The organism is Rhodococcus sp. GQ147, assembly GCF_059759155.1.
The window spans coordinates 65,200-88,203 of record NZ_JCAXDU010000017.1; the positions used below are offsets into that span (position 1 = coordinate 65,200).

21 protein-coding genes are annotated in these 23,004 nt (G+C 67.5%); 14 read left to right on the plus strand and 7 right to left on the minus strand.

The window, feature by feature from the left end; genetic code table 11:
• The first annotated feature begins 10 nt into the window (after positions 1 to 10).
• The 10 genes from AC6CID_RS18925 (at position 11) to AC6CID_RS18970 (ending at position 11,361) form a co-directional block, all read left to right on the plus strand.
• On the plus strand, positions 11 to 2,158 hold the full coding sequence (locus tag AC6CID_RS18925; protein ID WP_498354316.1) for an acyl-CoA dehydrogenase family protein: 2,148 nt from the start codon (positions 11 to 13) through the stop codon (positions 2,156 to 2,158).
• A 67-nt stretch (positions 2,159 to 2,225) separates the two neighbouring features.
• Positions 2,226 to 3,269: an acyl-CoA dehydrogenase family protein gene (locus tag AC6CID_RS18930; RefSeq protein ID WP_498354317.1), complete on the plus strand. Its 1,044-nt coding sequence runs from the start codon at positions 2,226 to 2,228 to the stop codon at positions 3,267 to 3,269.
• Positions 3,254 to 4,405: an acyl-CoA dehydrogenase family protein gene (locus AC6CID_RS18935; protein ID WP_006550465.1), complete on the plus strand. Its 1,152-nt coding sequence runs from the start codon at positions 3,254 to 3,256 to the stop codon at positions 4,403 to 4,405. Before AC6CID_RS18930 ends, AC6CID_RS18935 begins: the two co-directional genes overlap by 16 nt.
• A gap of 59 nt (positions 4,406 to 4,464) precedes the next feature.
• Entirely contained in the window at positions 4,465 to 5,484 is a 1,020-nt protein-coding gene (locus tag AC6CID_RS18940; protein ID WP_006550464.1) for a bifunctional MaoC family dehydratase N-terminal/OB-fold nucleic acid binding domain-containing protein, read from the plus strand.
• Positions 5,481 to 5,885 carry a MaoC family dehydratase gene (locus AC6CID_RS18945; protein ID WP_019290167.1) on the plus strand — a complete coding sequence of 135 codons (405 nt, stop codon included), beginning with the start codon at positions 5,481 to 5,483 and terminating at the stop codon, positions 5,883 to 5,885. The genes AC6CID_RS18940 and AC6CID_RS18945 overlap by 4 nt, the downstream gene beginning before the upstream one ends.
• Positions 5,882 to 7,051 carry a lipid-transfer protein gene (locus AC6CID_RS18950; protein WP_019290166.1) on the plus strand — a complete coding sequence of 390 codons (1,170 nt, stop codon included), beginning with the start codon at positions 5,882 to 5,884 and terminating at the stop codon, positions 7,049 to 7,051. The genes AC6CID_RS18945 and AC6CID_RS18950 overlap by 4 nt, the downstream gene beginning before the upstream one ends.
• Before the next feature lie 79 nt (positions 7,052 to 7,130).
• On the plus strand, positions 7,131 to 8,537 hold the full coding sequence (locus AC6CID_RS18955; protein ID WP_498354318.1) for a DUF2252 domain-containing protein: 1,407 nt from the start codon (positions 7,131 to 7,133) through the stop codon (positions 8,535 to 8,537).
• Positions 8,538 to 8,652: 115 nt separating this feature from the next.
• Complete coding sequence (locus tag AC6CID_RS18960; RefSeq protein WP_174556294.1) at positions 8,653 to 9,489, plus strand: mycofactocin-coupled SDR family oxidoreductase; 837 nt, start codon at positions 8,653 to 8,655, stop codon at positions 9,487 to 9,489.
• A 94-nt stretch (positions 9,490 to 9,583) separates the two neighbouring features.
• Positions 9,584 to 10,561, plus strand: a complete 978-nt coding sequence (locus tag AC6CID_RS18965) for a daunorubicin resistance protein DrrA family ABC transporter ATP-binding protein (RefSeq protein WP_033096913.1) — start codon at positions 9,584 to 9,586, stop codon at positions 10,559 to 10,561.
• Between the two features lie 11 nt (positions 10,562 to 10,572).
• A complete protein-coding gene (locus tag AC6CID_RS18970) occupies positions 10,573 to 11,361 on the plus strand; it encodes an ABC transporter permease (protein WP_170318477.1) in 789 nt (262 codons plus the stop codon).
• Between the two features lie 27 nt (positions 11,362 to 11,388).
• Here AC6CID_RS18970 and AC6CID_RS18975 read toward each other — a convergent pair whose 3' ends face one another.
• The 7 genes from AC6CID_RS18975 to AC6CID_RS19005 form a co-directional block, all read right to left on the minus strand.
• Complete coding sequence (locus AC6CID_RS18975) at positions 11,389 to 12,003, minus strand: flavodoxin family protein (RefSeq protein WP_019290163.1); 615 nt, start codon at positions 12,001 to 12,003, stop codon at positions 11,389 to 11,391.
• Positions 12,004 to 12,053: 50 nt separating this feature from the next.
• Positions 12,054 to 13,112, minus strand: a complete 1,059-nt coding sequence (locus tag AC6CID_RS18980) for an alpha/beta hydrolase family protein (RefSeq protein WP_228044839.1) — start codon at positions 13,110 to 13,112, stop codon at positions 12,054 to 12,056.
• 61 nt (positions 13,113 to 13,173) lie between these two features.
• Positions 13,174 to 14,919, minus strand: coding sequence for a cholesterol oxidase substrate-binding domain-containing protein (locus AC6CID_RS18985; protein ID WP_498354319.1), 1,746 nt, complete (start codon positions 14,917 to 14,919; stop codon positions 13,174 to 13,176).
• 34 nt (positions 14,920 to 14,953) lie between these two features.
• The gene (chsH3, locus tag AC6CID_RS18990) at positions 14,954 to 15,814 is read right to left on the minus strand and encodes an enoyl-CoA hydratase ChsH3 (RefSeq protein ID WP_006550454.1); all 861 of its coding nucleotides are present in this window, start codon (positions 15,812 to 15,814) and stop codon (positions 14,954 to 14,956) included.
• Positions 15,815 to 15,854: 40 nt separating this feature from the next.
• On the minus strand, positions 15,855 to 17,567 hold the full coding sequence (kstD, locus tag AC6CID_RS18995; protein WP_006550453.1) for a 3-oxosteroid 1-dehydrogenase: 1,713 nt from the start codon (positions 17,565 to 17,567) through the stop codon (positions 15,855 to 15,857).
• 178 nt (positions 17,568 to 17,745) lie between these two features.
• Positions 17,746 to 18,108 (minus strand): hypothetical protein, encoded by a 363-nt coding sequence (locus AC6CID_RS19000; protein ID WP_498354320.1) that lies wholly within the window; start codon positions 18,106 to 18,108, stop codon positions 17,746 to 17,748.
• A 2-nt stretch (positions 18,109 to 18,110) separates the two neighbouring features.
• Positions 18,111 to 19,259 carry a 3-ketosteroid-9-alpha-monooxygenase, oxygenase component gene (locus tag AC6CID_RS19005; RefSeq protein WP_006550451.1) on the minus strand — a complete coding sequence of 383 codons (1,149 nt, stop codon included), beginning with the start codon at positions 19,257 to 19,259 and terminating at the stop codon, positions 18,111 to 18,113.
• A gap of 191 nt (positions 19,260 to 19,450) precedes the next feature.
• Here AC6CID_RS19005 and hsaA point away from each other — a divergent pair, with 191 nt between their 5' ends.
• From hsaA to hsaB, 4 genes are read left to right on the plus strand one after another with little or no spacing between them, the layout of a single operon-like run.
• Complete coding sequence (hsaA, locus tag AC6CID_RS19010; RefSeq protein ID WP_006550450.1) at positions 19,451 to 20,626, plus strand: 3-hydroxy-9,10-secoandrosta-1,3,5(10)-triene-9,17-dione monooxygenase oxygenase subunit; 1,176 nt, start codon at positions 19,451 to 19,453, stop codon at positions 20,624 to 20,626.
• An 8-nt stretch (positions 20,627 to 20,634) separates the two neighbouring features.
• Positions 20,635 to 21,510 (plus strand): 4,5:9,10-diseco-3-hydroxy-5,9,17-trioxoandrosta-1(10),2-diene-4-oate hydrolase, encoded by an 876-nt coding sequence (gene hsaD / locus AC6CID_RS19015; protein WP_064061707.1) that lies wholly within the window; start codon positions 20,635 to 20,637, stop codon positions 21,508 to 21,510.
• Complete coding sequence (hsaC, locus tag AC6CID_RS19020; RefSeq protein ID WP_498354321.1) at positions 21,511 to 22,410, plus strand: iron-dependent extradiol dioxygenase HsaC; 900 nt, start codon at positions 21,511 to 21,513, stop codon at positions 22,408 to 22,410. It abuts the gene before it with no gap.
• Positions 22,410 to 22,997 carry a 3-hydroxy-9,10-secoandrosta-1,3,5(10)-triene-9,17-dione monooxygenase reductase subunit gene (gene hsaB, locus AC6CID_RS19025; protein ID WP_016693305.1) on the plus strand — a complete coding sequence of 196 codons (588 nt, stop codon included), beginning with the start codon at positions 22,410 to 22,412 and terminating at the stop codon, positions 22,995 to 22,997. Before hsaC ends, hsaB begins: the two co-directional genes overlap by 1 nt.
• Positions 22,998 to 23,004 lie beyond the last annotated feature (7 nt).

A 23,004-nucleotide genomic window follows, 5' to 3' on the forward strand; every position in this document is an offset into this window, starting at 1 on the left:
GGAAACCGCTGTGAGTATCGCCACGACCGAGGAGCAGCGGGCCGTTCAGGCATCTGTCCAGGCCTGGTCACGTGCCGTAGACCCCATGTCGACGATACGTTGCGCAAGCGACGCGACGTGGCGCGACGGCTGGTCCTCCCTTGCAGAACTCGGAGTCTTCGGCGTCGCCGTCCCGGAGGAGGCGGGCGGCCTCGGCGCGACCACCGTGGACCTGGCCGTCATGCTCGAGCAGGCCGCCTACGAACTCGCACCGGGCCCGATCCTGACCACCGTCGTGGCCGCCCTCGTGTTCGGCCGTGCCGGTGAGACCGTCGCCAAGACGACGGAACGGCTCGCCGAGGGTGAGGTCCCCACCGCGCTCGCTCTCGACTCGGCCGTGACCGCGGAGCCGGCGGGTGACGGAGTCCTGCTGCGCGGTGAGGCCGGACCGGCCGTGGGTGCCGAAGCCGGGGTCGCCGTGCTCGTCCGTGTCGCGGGTGAAGGTGATCCGGCCGTCGAGAGCTGGGCGCTCGTCGAGGCCGATGATCCGGGTCTGCACATCGAACCGCTCGAGACCATCGACGCCTCCCGCGCGGTGGCCCGCGTCCGCCTCGACGACGCGACGGTCCCGGTCGATCGGGTCGCGACCGTCCCGGCCGGCTTCGTGCGCGACCTGACCGCCGGCCTCGCCGCCGCGGAGCTGGCCGGTCTCGCCGGCTGGGCGCTGACCACCGCCGTCGAGTACGCGAAGATCCGCGAACAGTTCGGAAAACCGATCGGTTCGTTCCAGGCCGTCAAACACATCTGCGCCGAAATGCTCTGCCGCACCGAGAAGATCCGGGCCGTGGCCTGGGATGCGGCGGTCACCGTCGACGCGCAGCCCGACGAACTGCCGATCGCGGCGGCGGCCGCCGCAGCGATCGCACTCGATGCCGCGGTGCAGACCGCCAAGGACGCGATCCAGGTGCTCGGCGGCATCGGGTTCACATGGGAACACGACGCACACTTCTATCTCCGCCGTGCGGTCGCCACCCGCCAGGTGCTCGGCGGTTCCACCGCGTGGCGCTCGCGGCTGACGACCCTGGTCCGCGACGGCGCGCGCCGTCACCTCGGTATCGACCTGTCCGATCACGAGGAGAAACGCGCGCGGATCCGTGCGGAGGTCGAGAAGATCGCCGCCGCACCCGAATCCGAGCGCCGTGTCGCCCTCGCCGAGTCGGGCCTGCTCGCGCCGCACTGGCCGCCGCCCTACGGTCGCGGAGCCGGCGCCGCCGAACAGCTCGTCGTTCAGGAGGAGCTCGCCGCCGCCGGCATCGAACGTCCCGACCTCGTGATCGGCTGGTGGGCGATTCCGACCGTCCTCGCACACGGAACACTCGGGCAGATCGAGCGTTTCGTGATGCCCACCCTGCGCGGCGACGTGGTCTGGTGTCAGCTGTTCTCCGAACCCGGCGCCGGCTCGGACCTCGCGTCGCTGCGCACGAGTGCCGAGAAGGCCGACGGCGGATGGGTGCTGCGCGGACAGAAGGTGTGGACCTCGCTCGCACAGCAGGCGGACTGGGCGATCTGTCTCGCCCGCACCGACCGCGACGTCCCCAAGCACAAGGGCATCACCTACTTCCTCGTCGACATGAAGTCGGCGGGCATCACGATCTCGCCGCTGCGCGAGATCACCGGCGACGCGTTGTTCAACGAGGTCTTCCTCGATTCGGTCTTCGTGCCGGACGACTGCGTGGTGGGCAATCTCGGCGACGGCTGGAAGCTGGCCCGCACGACCCTCGCCAACGAACGCGTCGCAATGGGGGGCAAATCGTCGCTGGGGCCGCGCATCGAGGAACTGCTCGAACTGTCGACCCCCGGCGATCCCGTCGCCGAGGACCGCATCGCGACGCAGATCGGGGAGGCGACGGTCGGTTCGCTCCTCGATCTGCGGGCGACCCTCGCGCAGCTCGAAGGGCAGGATCCGGGCGCCGCGTCCAGCGTCCGCAAGCTCATCGGTGTGCGGCAGCGGCAGGACACCGCCGAGCTCGCCATGGATCTCGCGGGCGAGGCCGGCTGGGTGGAAGGTCCGCTCACCCGGGAGTTCCTCAACACCCGGTGCCTGACGATCGCCGGCGGAACCGAGCAGATCCTGCTCACCATGGCGGCCGAGCGACTCCTGGGCCTGCCGCGCGATTGAGCGGTCCTTCCGCAGGGCGCCGGGGAGTGCTACAACTAGAACACGTTCTATTCGAAGGTGGGTGACCGTGGACTTCGCACGTGACGAGACACAGGAGGAAATCGCCGGTGTGGCGGCCGGTCTCCTGAAACGCGGCCTCACCGACGACGCGTTGTGGGCCGCGCTGGCCGACGCCGACCTGCTCTCGCTCGCTCTGCCGGAGCGTCTCGGCGGGTCGGGCCTCGGGCTCGGCGAGGTCGCCACCGTGCTCACCGAGATCGGACGCGGAGCCGCGCAGACCCCGGCCCTGGCCACCCTCGGCCTGGGCGTGCTGCCGATCCTCGCGCTCGCCTCCGAACAGCAACAGGACGACCTGCTCGCCGGCGTCGCCGAAGGAGCCGTGCTCACGGCCGCGCTCGGCGGACCGGGGCGCGCCTTCCCGGAGCAACCGGCCGCCACGGCGGTCGCCACCGACGGGGGCCACGCGGTCACCGGTTCGTTCGTCGCCGTGCCCTACGCCGATCGGGCACGCGTGGTGCTGCTGCCCACCGACGCAGGCGTGGTCGCGGTGGCTCCCGACGCCGTGGGCATGACCCTGCGTTCGAGCCCCACCTCGACCGGCTCTCCCGAGTTCTCGGTGCGCGCCGACGGCCCCGTGGGTGTCCTGCTCGCCGAATCCGGCACCGACGCTGTGGCGATGCTCCACCGGATCGCGCTCGCTGCCGTGGCGGCCTTCGCCGACGGACTGCTCTCCGGGGCAACCGAACTCACGGCGAAGCACGTCAGCGAGCGGCACCAGTTCGGCAAGCCGCTCGCGACCTTCCAGGCCGTCGCACAGCAGATCGCCGACGTCTACGTCACCGCCCGCACCCTGCACGTCGCGGCGCTGTCGTCGGTCTGGCGCCTGGCCGAAGGTCTCGACGCCGCGGACGATCTCGACATCACCGCCTACTGGATCGCCGCCGAACTGCCGCCGGCCATGCGGGTGCTGCACCACCTGCACGGCGGCGTGGGTGTGGACGAGACCTATCCGCTGCACAAGTACTCGTCGACCGCCAAGGACCTCGCCCGGTTGCTCGGCGGCGCCTCGTACCGACTCGACCTCGTGGGGGCCCGGTGTTCATCGATCTGACCGACGACCAGCGCGCACTGCAAGCCGAACTGCGGCGCTACTTCAGCAGCCTCGTCTCACCCGAGGAGGCTGCGATCATGCGCACGGAGCGGCACGGCCCCACCTATCGCGAGGTCGTGCGTCGCATGGGCAAGGACGGTTGGCTCGGCGTAGGCTGGCCCGTCGAGTTCGGCGGCCGCGGCTTCGGCGACGTGGAACAGCAGATCTTCGCCAACGAGGCCGTCCGCGCCGACGTGCCGTTGCCGAGCGTCACCCTGCAGACCGTCGGCCCGACCCTGCAGGTCTACGGGACCGACGAACAGAAGCGAAAGTTCCTGCCCGCCATCCTCGCCGGCGAGGTGCACTTCGCCATCGGCTACTCCGAACCCGAGGCCGGTACCGACCTCGCCGCCCTGCGCACCACCGCCGTCCGCGACGGCGACCACTACATCGTCAACGGACAGAAGATCTTCACCACCGGCGGGCACGACGCCGACTACATCTGGCTCGCCGTCCGCACCGGCCCCGCCGACTCGCGTCACCGCGGCATCTCCGTGCTCATCGTCGACACCAAGGATCCCGGCTTCAGCTGGACGCCGATCATCACGTGCGACGGTGCCCACCACGTCAACGCCACCTACTACAGCGACGTACGCGTTCCCGTCGAGATGCTCGTCGGCGAGGAGAACAAGGGCTGGAAGCTCATCACCACCCAACTCAACCACGAACGCGTCATGCTCGGCCCGGCCGGTCGCGTCGCCGGCATCTACGACCGGCTCGTCGAATGGGTCCGCGCCCACGAACTCCGGGACCGCCCCGAGGTGCGACGCGCACTCGGCGAGATCCACGCGACCTGGCGACTCAACGAACTGCTCAACTGGCAGGTCGCGGCGAGCAGCAACGACGCCGTCGACATCGCCGATGCCTCGGCGACCAAGGTGTTCGCCACCGAGCGGATCCAGCGCGTCGGGCGCCTCGCCGAGGAGATCGTCGGTGCCTTCGGCGATCCGGCCGACGACGACACCGCCGATCTGCTCCGCTGGCTCGACATGATGGCCAAACGCAATGTCGTCATCACCTTCGGCGGTGGCGTCAACGAGGTGATGCGCGAACTGATCGCCACCGCCGGTCTGGGCATGCCGCGGGTCCCGCGGTGAGGCAGGAGAATTCGGTGACACGAGATTCGGTGACACGAGATTCGGTGACACAAGGTTCGGTGACACGAGATGCTCGGGGGAGGATCCCCGAGGAGATCCGGCAGGCGGCCGAGAAGGTCCGCGGCGACGGCCCGTCCGCGCCGCGACCCGGCCGCGATCCGGTGAACATGCCGATGATCCGCAACTGGCTCGAGGCGATCGGCGACGACAACCCGATCTACACCGACGAGACCGCGGCGATCGCAGCCGGTCACGGTGGTCTCGTGGCCCCGCCCGCGATGGCGCAGGTGTGGACGATGCGCGGCCTCGGCGCCGAACGCGAGAAGGACGACCCGCTCGGCCGGATGACGCAGATCCTCGACGACGCCGGCTACACCTCGGTGGTCGCCACCAACTGCGACCAGATCTACCACCGCTACCTGCGCCACGGCGAGCAGGTGACGATCGAATCCACCCTCGAGGACGTCGTCGGCCCGAAGCGGACCGGGCTCGGAGAGGGATGGTTCTTCACCACCCGCAACCTGTGGAAGGTCGGCGACGAGGTCGTCGCCGAGATGCTCTTCCGCATCCTGAAGTTCGCACCGCCGTCGAAGGACGAGCGCGCGGAGACGTCGGAAGACCGGCCCACATCCGCGGTACCCGACGATCTCGACCCCACGCGGATGCTCCGCCCGTCCGTCTCCCGCGACACGCAATTCTTCTGGGACGGCGTGGCCACCCACGAACTGCGCATCCAGCGACGCCCCGACGGCACCCTGCAGCACCCACCCGTCCCGGCGCTCTGGCTCGACAAGTCGGAAACCACCGACTACGTCGTATCCTCCGGTCGCGGAACGGTGTTCAGCTTCGTCGTCCACCACGCGCCCAAGGTGCCGGGGCGGCAGGTGCCCTTCGTCGTCGCGCTCGTCGAACTCGACGAGGGTGTCCGGATGCTCGGTGAACTCCGCGACGTCGACCCTGGACAGGTACGCATCGGGATGCCGGTCGAGGTCACCTTCCTCGACTTCCCCGGCGACGACGAGACCGGCGGGCAGCCGTGGACGCTGTACGCCTGGAAGCCCCTCGAGGAGGACGTGTGAGCACCCCGACCGTCACGACGGGCGAGAGCCTGCCCTCCCTCGAGATCCACGCCGATCCCACCTTCATCGTGTCGACGGCCCTGGCCACACGCGACTTCCAGGACGTGCACCACGACCGCGACAAGGCACAGCAGCGCGGATCGAAGGACATCTTCGTCAACATCCTCACCGACACCGGCCTCGTGCAGCGCTACGTCACCGACTGGGCCGGCCCCCGCGCGGTGGTGAAGTCGATCTCGCTGAGACTGGGTGTGCCCTGGTACGCCTACGACACCCTGACCCTCTCGGGTACCGTCGCGTCCGTCGAGGACGGACTGGTCACCGTCGACATCACCGGCACCAACAGTCTGGGCAAACACATCACGGCCACAGCCACTGTCGTGATCGGAGGCACCGCATGAGCGGCCTGTCGGGTGCAGCGGCGATCGTCGGCATCGGCGCGACCGACTTCTCGAAGGACTCCGGCCGCAGCGAACTCCGCCTCGCGGCCGAAGCGGTGTGCGCCGCCCTCGACGACGCGGGACTGACCCCGGCCGACGTCGACGGTCTGGTCTCGTTCACGATGGACACCAACACCGAAGTGGCCGTGGCCCGTTCGGTGGGCATTCCCCACCTGAAGTTCTTCTCCCGCATCCACTACGGCGGCGGTGCGGCGTGCGCGACGGTGCAGCAGGCGGCGATGGCCGTCGCGACCGGCGTGGCCGACGTGGTGGTCGCGTACCGGGCGTTCAACGAGCGGTCCGGCGCGCGGTACGGGCAGGTCAACATTGACCTTGCCGCACAGGTGAATTCGTCGGGAACCGACAACGCGTTCTCCTACCCGCACGGGCTGAGCACACCGGCCTCGTTCGTCGCGATGGTCGCGCAACGCTACATGCACGTCTCCGGTGCGACGAGCGCCGACTTCGGCGCCGTGGCGGTCGCGGATCGGGCGCACGCCGCCACGAACCCGAAGGCGTTCTTCCACGGCAAGCCGATCACGCTCGAGGACCACCAGAACTCGCGGTGGATCGCCGAGCCGCTGCACCTGCTCGACTGCTGCCAGGAATCGGACGGCGGCGTCGCGATCGTCGTCACCAGCGCCGCGCGGGCGAAGGACCTGAAGCAGACCCCAGCGATGATCGCGGCCGCGGCGCAGGGGAGCGGACCCGATCAGTACATCATGACCAGCTACTACCGGGACGGGCTCACAGGCCTGCCGGAGATGGGCATCGTCGGCGACCAGTTGTGGGAGCAGGCGGGCATCGGGCCGCAGGACATCGCCACGGCCGTGCTCTACGACCACTTCACCCCGTACGTGCTCATGCAGCTCGAAGAACTCGGTTTCTGCGGCCGCGGTGAGGCCAAGGACTTCGTCGCCGACGGCATCCAGGTGGGCGGACGGCTACCGATCAACACGCACGGCGGTCAGCTGGGCGAGGCCTACATCCACGGCATGAACGGCATCGCGGAGGGCGTACGGCAGATCCGCGGCACGGCCGTCAACCAGGTCGACGACGTCGACCACGTCCTGGTCACGGCAGGAACAGGAGTTCCGACCTCAGGGCTGGTGCTGTCGCGGTCCTGACGCCGTTTCCCTCCCAGGGGACCGCAGGCCTGCCTACTATGAAGGCCCACACTCCGGTGATATCCCCGTGGGAGGACCCATGTCGGTCACGGACGGACATGTCGTGCATCCGACGCGCGAACAGCGGGTCCAGAACGGTCTCGCCGCTCGGAGGGGCACTCCCGTCGAGTCGCTGGCCGATCTCGGGGAGTCGTCCCGGGATCCGATCGCGCTGCTCGAGAGTCAGGCGCAGTCGCGCGTCCCCCAGCTCGTTCCGGTCCGGTACGGCCGCATGGCGACGTCGGCGTTCGCGTTCTTCCGCGGTGCTGCACTGGTGATGGCCGACGATCTGTCGCGCACATCCGACAGTGGTCTGCACACACAGCTGTGCGGCGACGCCCACGCGAGCAATTTCGGCCCGTTCGCGACTCCGGAACGGAGAACGGCCTTCGACGTCAACGACTTCGACGAAACCTATCCGGGGCCGTTCGAATGGGACGTCAAGCGCCTGGTCGCAAGCCTCGAGATCGCCGGTCGCGACAACGGGTTCACCGCGAAGGAACGCCGGAAGATCACCCGGGCATGTGCCGCAGAGTACCGCGAGACGATCTGTAGGCAAGCGCAACTCGGAAATCTGGCCGTGCGGTACTCCCACCTCGATCCCACGACCGAGATAGCGGGGTTGGGTGGCCTGCTGGATGCGAAGATGAAGAAACGCACGCGGAAAGCGCTCGACAAGGCCTCGCGCCGCGACAGCCTCCAGGCACTGGAGAAGCTGACCACCATCATCGACGGTCACCGCCGGATCATCAGCGATCCGCCGCTCATCGTGCCCGTCGAAGAGGTCTTCGCCGACCTCGACGCCGAGGCGATCTACGACGAGTTGTACGGCCGTGTCCGTTCGTACCGGGCGACACTACAGTGGGACCGCCGAGTCCTCCTCGAACAGTTCGAACTGGTCCAGGCCGCGCGGAAGGTCGTCGGAGTGGGCAGTGTCGGCACGCGGGCGTGGATCCTCCTGCTGCGCGGTGCGGACGACGACGATCCGTTGTTCCTGCAGGCGAAGGAGGCCCAGCGTTCGGTGCTGTCGTACTACGTCGACGGTCCGACCTTCCGGAACGAGGGCGAACGGGTCGTCAACGGTCAGCGGCTGATGCAGTCGGCGAGCGACATCTTCCTCGGCTGGCAGCAGGGCGCCGGGGCCGACGGGGTGAACCGGGATTTCTATATCCGTCAGCTCCGCGACGGCAAGGGTTCGGCGGTGATCGAGGAGATGGTGCCCAAGGGCCTGAAGCTCTACGGCCGACTCTGCGGCCGAGTCCTCGCCTTCGCCCATGCGCGGGCCGGCGACCGGATCGCACTGGCGGCCTATCTCGGCACGGACGAGGAGTTCGACGAGGCGGTCTCGTCGTTCGCGGTGGCCTACGCGGACCGCAACGAACGCGACCTGCAGGCGCTGCACGACGCCATCGAACAGGGACGGGTGAAGGCCCGGACCGGGCTCTGATCCCCGTCTGATTCGTGCCTGCTCCCCGGGCATGTCCGCTGTCCGGGAATCACCCATCCGTCCTTTCGCTCGGCGCGGTACAAGGGAGGTGATCACGCGCCGACGGAAGGACGTCATGATGGGTTTCGAGGGCAAGGTCGCATTCGTGACGGGAGCGGCGCGGGGCCAAGGACGCTCGCACGCCGTCGCATTCGCCGAGGCAGGCGCCGACGTGGTCGTCTGCGACCGGTGTTCCGACTCACCGGTGGTGGGATATCCGCTGGCGACCGAGGAGGACCTCGCGGAGACGGTGCAACTCGTCGAGGCGACCGGTCGCCGCGCCGTCTCTGCGACACTCGACACCGCCGACCGTCCGGCGATGGACGCGCTGGTGGCTCGTGCCCACGCCGAACTCGGGCGGATCGACATCGCGGTCGCCAATGCCGGGGTGTCGGTCGCGGCACCGGTGTACCGCATGCCGCAGGAGATGTGGGACGAAGCGATCGCGTCCAATCTCACCGGGGTGTTCAACACCGTCGCCGCGGTCACGCCGGGGATGATCGAACGCGGCTACGGTCGTATCGTCACGGTGTCGTCGATGCTTGGCCGAGCGGGCAACACCAACATGGCCGCGTATGCGGCGTCGAAGTGGGGCGTGATCGGTCTGACGAAGAGCGCCGCCCTGGACCTCGCGCAGAACGGCATCACCGTCAACGCCGTCGCCCCGGGCAACATCTCCACGCCGATGATCCACAACGACGCGCTCTACGGGATGCTGCGGCCCGACCTCGAACATCCGACCGCCGACGATGTCGCTCCGGTGTTCACCTCCCTGCACGCACAACCGGTGCCGTGGCTCGACCCGGCCGAGGTCACCCGTGCGGTTCTGTTCTTCGCCGACGAGGCGTCCGCACACATCTCCGGCACCGTGCTGCCGATCGACGCCGGCAACGCCGCCCGGGTGACGGGCTGAGCGATCCTCCCGGCGGAGCGATGAGAAAACCCGTCGAACCGTGTCGGTCTCTTCGTGCACACTGTGCTCACCACCACAGTCAGGGGAGAAACTGATGGCCGACGCCATAGTTGCAGAAGGACTGATCAAGACATACGGGCAGCTCAGAGCGCTCGACGGGGTAGATCTGCGAGTGCCGGAGGGGACGGTCACCGCGCTGCTCGGGCCCAATGGGGCCGGAAAGACCACCACGGTGCGGGTGTTGACGACACTGCTCGTCCCCGATGCCGGTCGCGCCGAAGTGGCGGGATACGACGTCCTCACCGAGGCGCGAAAGCTCCGCTCCAGGATCGGAGCATCGGGGCAGTACGCGGCGGTCGACGAATATCTCACAGGCTTCGAGAACCTCGAGATGGTCGGCCGGCTGTACCACCTCGGCGCCAAACGCAGTCGCCTCCGGGCACGCGAGTTGCTCGAACAGTTCGATCTCGAAGAAGCGGGCGATCGCCCGGTCAAGGGTTATTCGGGCGGTATGCGACGCCGCCTCGACCTCGCCGGTGCGCTCGTCGCCGATCCTCCGGTGCTGTTCCTCGACGAACCCACGACGGGTCTCGATCCGCGGGCCCGCCTCGGGTTGTGGGACGTCATCGACACCCTCGTGCAACGCGGCACGACGCTGCTGCTGACGACGCAGTACATGGACGAGGCCGAACGCCTCGCCGACGACATCGTCGTGATCGATCGGGGCACGGTCATCGCCCGCGGCACGGCCGACGAGCTCAAGAGCCGCGTCGGTGGCGAACGCATCGAACTCGCCGTGACCGACACCGATCAGCGCGACCGCGCGGTTCGCGAGCTCGAATCGGTGGCGTCCGGGGAGGTCAGGGTCGAGCGCAGTACCGGCCGCATCACCGTGCCGGTCAGCGGCGACTCGGGCGGCGGAACCGACGGGCTCGTGATGGCGCTCGGGAAGCTGTCGGCCGCGGGCATCCGGGTCTCCGACGTCGCACTGCGGAAACCGACCCTCGACGACGTGTTCCTCACGCTCACCGGTCGCGGCACGGACGAGAAGGTCGAGGAGGCGGTGTCGTGAACACACTCGAGATGGTCGCATCCGACGGCCTGACCATTGCCAAGCGCAACATGATCAAGATCAAGCGTGTGCCGGATCTGCTGGTCTTCACGACGCTGTCGCCGATCATGTTCGTGCTGCTCTTCGCATACGTCTTCGGCAGCGCGATCGACGTTCCCGGCGTCTCGTACCGGGAGTTCCTCATCGCAGGCATCTTCACCCAGACGGTCATCTTCGGATCCACCTGGACGGGCCTCGGGATGGTCGAAGACCTGCAGAAGGGCATCATCGACCGGTTCCGGTCGCTGCCGATGGCCCCGTCCGCGGTGCTCATCGGACGCACCAGCACCGACGTGCTGATCAATGTGCTCAGCCTCGTGGTGATGTCGTTGACCGGTCTTCTCGTGGGGTGGCGGATCAACACCTCGGTCGGTGAGGCGCTCGCCGGCTACCTGTTGCTGTTGTTGTTCGCCTACGCCCTGTCGTGGGTGATGGCCGTGATCGGCATGTGGATCCGCACACCCGAGGTCTTCAACAACGCGAGCTTCATGGTGATCTTCCCGCTGTCGTTCATCGCAAACACGTTCGTCGACCCGTCGTCGATGCCGACGGTGCTGCGCGTCATCGCCGAATGGAATCCCATCTCGGCCGTCACGCAGGCGGTCCGCGAACTGTTCGGCAACACCAATCCCATGGTGCCGCCCCCCGACGTGTGGCCCCTGCAGAATCCGGTCCTCGCGTCGTTGATGTGGACAGCGTTGATGCTGATCGTGTTCGTGCCGTTCGCGATCCGCAGGTACCAGAAGGCCGTCAGCCGCTGACCGTCGGCGTCCGGCCGGCGGGTGGGTTCATCCCGGGTAGGGCGCGTACTGGCGCTGACGCAACAGCGTCGCCAGGTGCACGGCGTTGCGGGCGACGGATTCGGTGGTCGAGCGCACCGCTTCGGGGATCTCGTCGAGATCCTTGAAGTCGGTGCCCGACATCGCCTCGCCGTTCCAGTAGGTCGAGCCCTGCGCAGGGATCGAGAAACCGATGTCGTTGAGGCTCTGGAACAGGTCGGCGACGATCTTGTGCGCGCCGTCCTCGTTGCCGACGACTGCGGCGATCCCGACCTTGCCCACCATGCGTGGACGGTTCTCGTCGTCGGTGTTCGACAGTTCGGCATCGAGCCGCTCGAGGACGCGCTGGGCGACGCTCGACATGTGTCCCACCCAGGTCGGTGTGGCGACGAGCAGGATGTCGGCCGAGACGATGCGCTCGACGATCTCCGGCCATTGATCCCCATCGCCCATGTCGGCTTCGACACCGGGCTTGACGTCGAAGTCGACGACCCGGACGGTTTCGACGCTGACGTCGTGCTTCGACAGTGCGTCGAACACGTGCGCCACCATCTTGTCGGTGCTGGACTCGGCGGGGGACGGCTTGAGCGTGCAGTTCAGGGCCACGGCGTGCAGTGCTGTCATGTGCCCGGGATACCCGAGTTACACCACGACAATCACCTACAACACGACAGTCAGCGACCGCGTGCGGCCGCCCAACTGTCGATCGCCGCCGAGAACTCGAACGAGGTGGGCAGCAGCGCCACCTGGTCGGCCGGGCCGGGCTGCAGCGGGCCGAGTTCCTCGAGACTGTGGTTGGCGGTGGTGAAGTGCTCGAACTGCAGGTCGGTGTGGGCGAGGGCGTTTCGCAGCGGCTCGACCTGCGCGCAGTTGATGTTCAGGTCCTTGTCGGAACAGGTGAGCAGCACCGGGGTGTCGGCCGCCAGCTCCGCGGCGAGCTCAACCGGGTCGAGCTGGTCGGACTCGAAGAGGAACTTCGCGTTCGCGGGGTTCATGCCGAACTGCGCGAGGATCGGGTGCAGATCGGTGGGGAAGGCCCCGGTCGTCCGCAGCGACTCGACGGCACGCGGCAGGTCGGCCCGGACCGCCTCGCCGTCGGGGCCGAGCTGTCCGGAATCCACCACGGCATTCAGCTGGGCGGTCAGCAGGTCCAGGTAGCGCATCGGCAGCGGAGCGAGAAGTGCGAAGCCGCTTCCGATACCGCGATCGGCGAGTGCGAGCGCGGTCAGTGCACCCTCGCTGTGTCCGAGGACGAGGATCTCCTCGGGGGAGACTCCGGTGTGTTCAGCGAGCAGACGCACCGCGGCTTCGGCGTGGTCGACCTGCTCGGTGAAGCCGTACTCGCCGATGGTCTCGACCGTGTAGGACCCGAGGCCCGTCTCACCGGCCCCGATCTTGTCGAAGCGCAGGCTCGCGATGCCGTGGGCGGCGAGTGCGTCCGCGGTGCGCACCAGGGTGTCGGCCGCCCAGCCGGGCTGGTTGCCGTTGCGATCGGTGGTGCCGCTGCCCGGGAGCAGCAGTGCGGCGGCCACCGCGGCTCCGTCCGGGTTGCGGAGGCTGCCGTGGAAGGTGGTGCCGTCGGCCTCGAAGGTCACCGGGGCGTCGGTGCCGTTCGACACGGCGACCGAACCCGTGTCGGGAAGGGCCACCGCGGTTCCCGCGAGTGTCACACCTCCCGCGAGAACCAGCACGGGCACAGCAGCAGCACCGATCCACCTTCGCACGTTCCGCATGGTGCGAACCCTAGCAAAGGACTGCGCTGTGCCCGTGGTGAGCGAGGACGCCCGTGGGAGATCAGGGGAGCAGGGTGTCGATGAAGGTGTTGCTGAAGACCCGATGCGGATCGAGACGGTTGTAGACCGCGCGAGCCGAATCCCAGTTCTCGTCCGAGGGAACACCTTCCCGGTAGGTGTCGGGCAGGCCCTGCGTCAGGATCTGCTCGTCGGTGTACGGCAGGTCGGGACCGAACGCCCAGCCCTTCGACCATTCCGGCCGGAAGGTCGAGTCGCTTCCGTTGTACCGCTGCCGCATCCACTGCTCCATCTCCCGGTAGAAGGCGAACATGCCGGGAGTTCCCGGGACACCGAGAACGTTGAGCCAGATGGCGGTGTCCCATTCCGGGTGGTCGGGACGCGGGCGGGTCGACGCGATCGTCGGCGGTCCCGCCGACGGGACGAGGACGTCCTCCGGCCGATCCAGTCCGCAGCACCGGATTTCGACCGGACCGTTGAGAGGGAACTGTCCCAGGCTGCGGTAGTACTCGATGCGCTCGGAGAACCAGTGCGCGAAGTCGTGGATCACGTTGGCGATGTTGGCGCGGTTCGTGAGCACCGCACCGCCACCCTCGGTCAGTCGCAGGGTGGTCGCCTTGATGTAGAACTGCAGATCCTTCGACCAGCCCCAGATGTCGGACGATCCCGTCGCTGCGAGACCGGCCACGGTCACGCCGTAATAGGTCTGACCGAAAGCCGGTGCGATCGAAGTGTTCCCGGCCGTGATGTGCCCCAGCAGGTCGGTGATCGGTTCGGGCACGTTGTCGGAGAACGGGTAGTTGTACGGCCCGGTGACCTCCCGCGAGGTGGCCGGCTTCTCCGGTGCGAGCGACCACACCTTCATCCACGGACGTTCCGTGAACGGATACCAGATCGCCTCGGCCCGCCCCGCCGAATCGACGAACGACTCGAAGGTCCGACCCGGCGAACCGGCGGGGGAGAACAGTTCCTGCCAGGTGATGTCGGTGAAGGACTGGCAGCGCATGCGATAGTTCGGTCCGGCCTGCAACGTGACGGACGTGATGAACGTCCGGCCGAGATGCGTGAGCAGCGGGGTGATCTCGGGATCGGCGCGGGTGAAGGTACGCAGTGCGTAGGCGCTGCCGTCCCACACGACGGCGGTCAGTTCGGTCACGAGATTGCTCAGCGACCCGAAGGTGTGACCGGGGAGGGTGGATTCACCGTTGGCGGGCAGGGCGGCGCCGTGCGCGTTGACGGCGAGCGCCCCGGCGATCGACAACACGCCGGGCGCAGGAAGATTCGCGAGTCCGAGACCGTGGTCCTGCAATGCAGTGGTGATGACGTCGAGCGTCGCGCCGGGACCTGCCGTGACGGTCGCGGGGGAGCCTCCGGGGTTCACCTGGACCCAGTCGAGATGGAGCATGGTGTCGGCGAGGATCACCCGGTCGACGGGTGCGCCGTTGACGATCGTCAGCGGTGTCCAGCCGTGCATGGCCCCGCGCGGACGGATGGTGTATCCGTTCTCGTGCGCCCAGTTCACCAGGCGCACCACGTCGTCGGGGGTGCGAGGCGCGCAGGTCCAGATGGCGTCCAGCATGATCTCCTTGGACCAGTTCTGGTACGCCTGCTGGTAGAGATCGATGCCGTCGGGGAACACCGGGGGAGTGGGGAGCGTCGAGGCCGCGGACCCGGAGGGGACGGCATGTACCGGGGTCCATCCACCGAGGGCGGAGACCGCCAACGCACCGGCGCCGGCCGCGAGGAAACCGCGCCGCGACAGGCGCGGCGACGAATCACGAAGTGTCATGTTCGAATGTCGCTCTTTCGGGAGGGCGTGGCGATCACGCCACGGTGAGTACCACGTCGGCCAGGGCAGGGGCGAGATCGCGTTCGATGACGGAGACGGTCACGAGTTTGCGGTCGCCGTCGTTCCACACGCGCACCCGGAGGGTCTCGCCGGGGAAGACCACACCGGCGAACCGGGCGCGGAATCCCTTCACGCGCGATGCGTCGGCGTCGAGCAGACCGTCGGTCACCGCCTTGCACACGATGCCGTAGGTGCACAGCCCGTGCAGAATCGGTGCCGGGAAGCCCGCCGCGGATGCGAACTCGGGATCGGAGTGGAGGGGATTGCGGTCGCCGCACAGGCGGTAGAGCAGCGCCTGCTGTGGAAGGGTCGGCACGTCGAACTCGGCGTCCGGTTCACGATCGGGATACTCCACCGACTCCGACGGGCCGCGCTCGCCGCCGAAACCACCCTCACCGCGGGCGAAGATCGACGACCGCGCGGTCCACAGGGGATTGCCGTCGAGATCCTCGGTCACCGATTCCTGCACGACGACCGCGGCCTTGCCCTTGTCCCACACCTCGGCGATGCGGGTGACCGTGCGGCCCTTGCCCGAAGCGGGGATGGGCGCGTGCACGGTCACCTCCTGGCTGCCGTGGACGACCTTGGCGAGATCGATCTCGATCCCGGGGAACGAGACCTTCGGCGGCTCGACCTGGTGGAAGGTCGCGGCGACGGTCGCGAAGGTGGGGAGTACCTGGGGACCCCTGTCCCGGAGGTAACGCAGTTCACCCGCGTCGGTGGGATGGGACCCGGCACCGATGCCGAGGTTGTAGAGCTGGACATCGGTGCTGCTCCACTCGAACTCCTGAGCGGGCAGTTCGGCTCCGACGGCAACCGAGGGATCGATGGGCACGGGTACTTCCTTTCTACGGCTCGAACGCGAGTCGATCGGGTCACACGGTGTCGGCGGATTCTCGCAGCTCTTCGGCACGTTCGTCACGCGTGCGGTCCAGGATGTCCAGGGCCGCGAGATAGCCGAAGGTCATCGCCGGTCCGATGGTGGCGCCGGGCCCGGCGTAGGTGTGACCCATGACCGGGGAGCTGGCGTTACCGGTCGCGTACAGGCCGTCGATCACGCTGCCGTCCTCGCGCACCACCCGGCCATGGACATCGGTGACGAGCCCGCCCTTGGTGCCGAGATCGCCGGGGACCACCTTGAACGCGTAGAACGGGGCCTTGTCGACCACGCCGAGGCTCGGATTCGGCTTGTTGCGCGGATCCCCGTAGTAGTGGTCGTAGTGGGATTCGCCGCGGCCGAAGTCCTCGTCCTTGCCGGCCCGGGCGAAGCCGTTGAACCGCTGCACCGTCTCGGTGAGGGCGTCGGCCGGTACCCCGATCTTCTCGGCGAGTTCGGCGACGGAACCGGCCTTGACGAGCACCCCGGCCTCGAGCCACCGACGGGGGAAGGGAGTGCGGGGGGTGATGCCGGCGAAGGTGTAGCGGTCGCGGTAGCGCTGATCGAGGATCAGCCAGCTGGGGATGTTCTCGCCCGGTCCCTCGCCGCGGCCGTGCTTGCCGCCGTACATCGCATGCGTCGCTTCGACGTAGGGCGCCGACTCGTTGACGAAACGCTTGCCTGCGGCGTTGACCATGAGGCACCCGGGGAGGCTGCGTTCCGACAGTGCGAACCACGGGCCGCCGGTGAGAGTGAAGGACGGTCCCCACCAGGCATCGTCCATGAAATCGACTGCGGCGCCCAGCTTCTGTCCGGCGCGGATGCCGTCTCCGGTGTTCGCCTTCGCGCCCACGGTCCACTCGGTGCCGATCGGCTGACGCTGGTACTGCGCCCGCATCTCGGCGTTGTGCTCGAAACCGCCGCTTGCGAGGATCACGCCCTTGCGGGCACGGATGACGCACTTCTCGCCGTTCGCGACCACCTCGACGCCGCGCACGACCCCGTCTTCGACGACGAGGTCGGTGAGCGCCGTCTCCAGTAGCAGGGGCACACCGGCGTCGCGCAGACCGATCCGCAGCCCGGCCATGAGCGCCTGGCCTCGGACGAGCAGGTGCTTCTTGGTGATGTTCGCCCAGACGAACCGAGCGCCGACCCGCATGGCGCGAACCGGTCCGCGCGGATTCCGCATGAGCAGGTTCAGCCACTTGTAGTCGGCCTGGGTGATGACGAAGTTCTTGGGAGCTCGGGCGTAGTCGGGTTCGAGGAGAGCGAGATCCTCGCCGAGACGGCGGCCGTCGAAGGGCGTCGGTTCGACCGAACGGCCACTGGGACGTCCGCCCGGCGCCTCGGGGTAGTAGTCGGAATAGCCCGGTACCCATTGCAGTTCGAGGGCGCTGTTCTTCAGGACGAAGGAGAGCATCTCCGGTCCGCGATCGATGTAGGTGTCGATCTTCTCGGCAGGTACGCCGTCGCCGATGATGCTGTGGAGGTACTTCCGGGCTTCTTCGGGGGTGTCGTCCACCCCGGCGGACTTCAGCGCCTCGTTGTTGGGAATCCACACACCGCCGCCCGATCGGGCGCTCGACCCGCCGTAGCGCGACGCCTTCTCGATCAGGACCACGTCGGCGCCCTTGCGGGCTGCGGTGATGGCGGCGGTCATTCCGCCGGCACCGCTGCCGACGACAACGATGTCGTACTCCTGCTTCGTCATGTAGAACACGTTATAGAAATGGCGGTGCCGAGTCCATCCCCGAATGCGAAGAGTCCTGCACGTGAAGCGAAGACGCGGTGACGCCGACACTGGAACGCGATATCGCCGTCCGACGACGAGCGACGGCACCGTCCGATAGGGACGGTGCCGTCGCGGGGTCGATCGGGGTCGGAATCGGTCAGGTGGGTGATCCGTCCGGTACGGGAGGGGTGCCGTCGAGCACGGCCCGGTCGATGCTCTCCCGGAGCCGCGGACACCCTTCGCGCGGTGTGATGGACGAGCCTCGGAGCGAGGCGGTCTCGCGGAAGGTCGGGCACACGGTGTCCGGATCCTCCTGCCACTGCACGCTCGTGTGCGACAGGCTGTTCTTGCGCACCAGCACGCAGGTGCCGCACTCGCGGCACTGCACCTCGTGCTGACCCGAATCCAGATAGTTGATCTTGTCGATCGCGGTCTGGGCGGCGACGGCCTCGGCCCGCTCGGGCCACTGGGAGAAGTCCGGGGACTTCGCCCATCTGCTCCGCCGGGTCGAGGCACTCATCGTCACACCTCCGCTTCCTGCTTGCCCTGTTCTTCCTCGCGCTTCTTACGCTCGAGATTCTCGGCGACCTCCTTCTCCCAGGCCTCGTTGGCCTTGGCGGTGTCGACCTCGAACTCGAAGCGGCCCGTCATCTTCTCCGTCACGTCGGCGACGTCGACGTAGAACTGCTCGTACCAGCGGCGGAGCTGGTAGACCGGACCGTCCTCATCGCACAGCAGGGGATTGTCGATCTTTGTCTTGTTCTTCCAGATCTCGACGTCCTGCAGGAAGCCCTCGCCGACACCCTCGGTGAGCTTGGCGGCCAGCACGTCGGACTGCTCGGGTGACATGCCCTGCGGCTTCTTGACGATGATGCCGTACTGCAGCATGAACGAATCGTGCGTGATCGGGTAGTGGCAGTTGATCAGCACGGATTCGGTCTGGTACCCACCGTAGTTGTTCTTCAGCGGATTGATCATGTAGGAGGGGCCGTAATAGGCCGCGTACGACTCGAGCGTCGACTCCAGCCCGTACTGCGTCGCCATACCCTTGTCCGGCCGGCCGCGGGTGTTGAGGTACTGCTCCGCGATGTGCCCCTCGAAGACGTTCTTGAAGAACGTGGGGAAGGCGTAGTGGATGTAGAAGAAGTGCGCCATGTCGACGACGTTGTCGATGATCTCGCGACAGTTGGAACCTTCGATCCGGATCTGGTTCCAGGTCCAGTCCGTCCACTCGTCCGAGCCGTACTGCTCGATCTCGGGGATGGTGACCTCCGGAGGCGGGGTGTTGCCCTCGGGGTCGTTCCACACGAACAGCTGGCCGTGCTTCTCCATCGTGATCCACGAACGGGTGCGGGCCAGCGGGGGAACACGCTTGGCGTACGGGATGTCCGTGCACTTGCCGTTGCCGCCCCAGCGCCAGTCGTGGAACGGGCACGCAACCGAATCGCCCTTGATCTCGCCCTGTGACAGGTCGCCGCCCATGTGGCGGCAGTACGCGTCGAGCACCTTCGCGTCGCCGTTGCTGTCGGCCCACACCACGAGTTTCGTGCCGAAGGCCTCGACGGCGTGAGGCTTGCCGTCCTTGAACGTGCGACTGAGGCCGAGGCAGTGCCAGCCTCGCGCGAAACGCGTCCGGACCTCTCCGACGTCGATCTCGCGAATCTGTGCCATGTCCGCTCACTTCCCTCCGGAAATTTCTTCTAGAACACGTTATAGAATTCGCGTCCCGAGGGGAAGGGTTCGGGGACTTTGGTCCCGCCACAGAGATTGTCTACCTGCGGGTGCGGCGCGTCTCGACACGAATAAGAACATGTTCTAGTCTCGGTACAAGCGATCAATTCCTGAACAGACGGGAGCGTCCAGTGGGTGACCACGACAGCCACGAGGTACTGCAGCGGATCGACGCTCTGCTGCCCACGCTGCGAGAACGTGCGCAGGAGGCCGAGAATCTGCGCCGGGTGCCCGACGACTCGATCAAGGAGCTCCAGGAGGCCGGCTTCTTCAAACTTCTGCAACCGGCCCAGTGGGGTGGATACGAGGCCGATCCCGTCACCTTCTTCACCGCGGTGCGCAACATCGCGAGCGCGTGCGGCTCGACCGGATGGGTCTCCGGCATTATCGGCGTCCACAACTGGCACCTCGCACTCTTCGACCAGCAGGCCCAGGAAGAGGTCTGGGGCGACGACACCGACGTCCGCATCTCCTCGTCCTACGCGCCCATGGGTGCCGGTGAGGTCGTCGACGGCGGATACAAGGTCAACGGTGCGTGGGCCTGGTCGTCCGGATGCGACCACGCGAGCTGGGTCGTCGTCGGTGGCCCGGTCATCAAGGACGGCCGCCCCGTCGACTTCGGCAGCTTCCTGATCCCTCGTTCCGAGTACGAGATCGACGACGTGTGGCACGTGGTCGGTCTGCGCGGCACCGGATCCAACACGATCAAGGTCAAGGACGTCTTCGTCCCGCGCCACCGCTTCCTCAGCTTCAAGGCCATGAACGACCTCGCCTCGCCCGGGCTCGAGCGCAACACCGCACCCGTCTACAAGATGCCGTGGGGCACCATCCATCCCACGACCATCTCGACGCCCATCGTCGGCATGGCCTACGGCGCGTACGAGGCGCACGTCGAACACCAGGGCAAGCGTGTCCGTGCGGCGTACGCCGGCGAGAAAGCCAAGGACGATCCGTTCGCCAAGGTGCGCATCGCCGAGGCCTCCAGCGACATCGACGCGGCCTGGCGCCAGCTGTCGGGCAACGTCGCCGACGAGTACGCCCACCTCCTCGCCGGCGAGGAGGTTCCGATGGAACTGCGGCTGCGGGCGCGTCGCGACCAGGTCCGCGCGACCGGCCGTGCAATCACGTCGATCGACCGTCTCTTCGAGAACTCGGGTGCCACCGCACTCGCGGACGGCACACCCATCCAGCGTTTCTGGCGCGACGCGCACGCCGGTCGTGTGCACGCCGCCAATGACGCCGAGCGCGCCTACGTGATGTTCGGTGCCGCCGAGTTCGGTCTGCCGATCACCGACACGATGGTCTAGGGGTGGATGTGACCGCAATCGACGAGATCACCTACGAGTCGACCTCCCGTTTCGCGCAGGTCCGCGACGACCTGCGCCTGCACTACCACGAGGCCGGTGTCGGCAACGACACCACGATCGTCCTGCTCCACGGCGGTGGCCCGGGCGCGTCGTCGTGGTCGAACTTCGCCAGGAACATTCCGGTGCTGGCACAACGGTTCCACGTGCTCGCCGTCGACCAGCCCGGCTACGGCAGGTCCGACAAGCCGACCGAGCATCCGCAGTACTTCGTGCACAGTGCGTCCGCGCTGAGCGACCTGCTCGACACGATCGGGATCACCGACCGCGTCCACCTCCTCGGCAACTCGCTCGGTGGTGGTGCCGCCGTGCGGTTCGCGCTCGACTACCCCGAGCGCGCAGGGCGACTCGTCCTCATGGGGCCGGGTGGGCTGAGCGTCAACCTGTTCGCACCCGACCCCACCGAGGGGGTCAAGAATCTCGGCCGGTTCTCGTACGAGCCCACCCGCGAAAATCTCGAGGCGTTCCTGCGGATCATGGTGTTCGACCAGTCGCTGATCACCCCCGAGCTCGTCGAGGAGCGGTTCGCGTCGGCGAGCACCCCCGAGTCGCTCGCTGCGGCGAAGGCGATGGGGAAGTCGTTCTCCAGCGCCGAATTCGAGAAGGGGATGCTCTGGCGCGACGCCTACAAACTCCGTCAGCGGGTACTGCTGATCTGGGGTCGCGAGGACCGCGTCAACCCGCTCGACGGTGCACTCGTCGCACTGAAGATGATCCCGCGTGCACAGTTGCACGTGTTCGGTGGATGCGGCCACTGGGCCCAGCTCGAGAAGTTCGACGAATTCAACCGCCTGACAGCGGATTTCCTCACGGATGGAGTCGAATAGATGAGTATCCGGTCGCTGGCATATCTCCGGATCGGCGCCACCGACGTCCCGGCCTGGCGCGAGTACGGACTCAAGGTCCTCGGCATGATCGAGGGCAAGGGCACCCACGCCGACGCGCTGTACCTGCGGATGGACGACTTCCCGGCCCGGCTCGTCATCGAGCCGCACGAATCCGACACGCTGCTCGTCTCGGGCTGGGAGACCGCGAACGCCGCCGATCTCCAGTCGGTTCGCGACAGTCTGTCCGCGGCAGGCGTCCCGTTCAAGGAGGGCACCGCCGAGCAACTCGCCGATCGTCGCGTCGACGAACTGATCGTCTTCCAGGATCCGTCGGGCAACACCCTCGAGGCGTTCCACGGTGCCGCCCTCGAACACCGCCGCGTCGTCAGCCCGTACGGGCACAAGTTCGTCACCGGCGAGCAGGGTCTCGGGCACGTGGTGCTCTCGACCCGCGACGACGAGGAATCGCTGCGCTTCTACCGCGACGTGCTCGGTTTCCGCCTGCGTGATTCGATGCGGATGCCTCCGCAGATGGTCGGCCGGCCCGCCGACGGAAAACCGGCCTGGCTGAGGTTCTTCGGATGCAATCCGCGCCATCACAGCCTCGCCTTCCTGCCCATGCCCACCCCGTCGGGTATCGTGCACCTGATGATCGAGGTGGAGAACTCCGACGACGTCGGTCTCGCCCTCGACCGCGCACTGCGGAAGAAGGTCAAGATGTCGGCGACGCTCGGTCGCCACGTCAACGACAAGATGCTGTCCTTCTACATGAAGACCCCCGGCGGATTCGACGTCGAATTCGGTTGCGAGGGGCTGCAGGTCGAGGACGACGACTGGATCGCCCGTGAATCCACGTCCGTGAGCCTATGGGGCCACGACTTCTCGGTGGGAATGCAGTAATGACCGCGCCGGAGGCCGGAGAGAACGGTGCGATCGACCCACGGGCCTTCCGCACCGTGCTCGGGCAGTTCTGCACCGGCGTCACCGTCATCACCACCACCGAGGACGACGGAACGCCTGTAGGATTCGCGTGCCAGTCGTTCGCAGCGTTGTCGCTCGACCCGCCGCTCGTATTGTTCTGCCCCACGAAGCAGTCGCGGTCGTGGGCGGCCATCGAACGAGCGGGCCGCTTCTGCGTCAACGTCCTTGCCGAGGAACAGCAGGAGACCTGCGCGCGGTTCGGTTCTCGCGAACCCGACAAGTTCGCCGGACTCGACTGGACGCCCTCCCCGTTGGGCTCACCCGTCCTGACGGGCTCGCTTGCGCACATCGATTGCACGGTCGAGACGGTGCACGACGGGGGAGACCACTGGGTGGTCTTCGGTCGCGTGTCGTCGCTGAGCGAGGTGCGCGACGAGAAGGAACGCCCGCTGCTCTTCTACCGCGGGCAGTACACCGGGATCGAACCGGAGAAGACGACGCCGGCGCCCTGGCGCGACGACCTCGAAGCGTTCCTCACCTCTGTCACGGAGGACACCTGGTTGTAGATCGCAG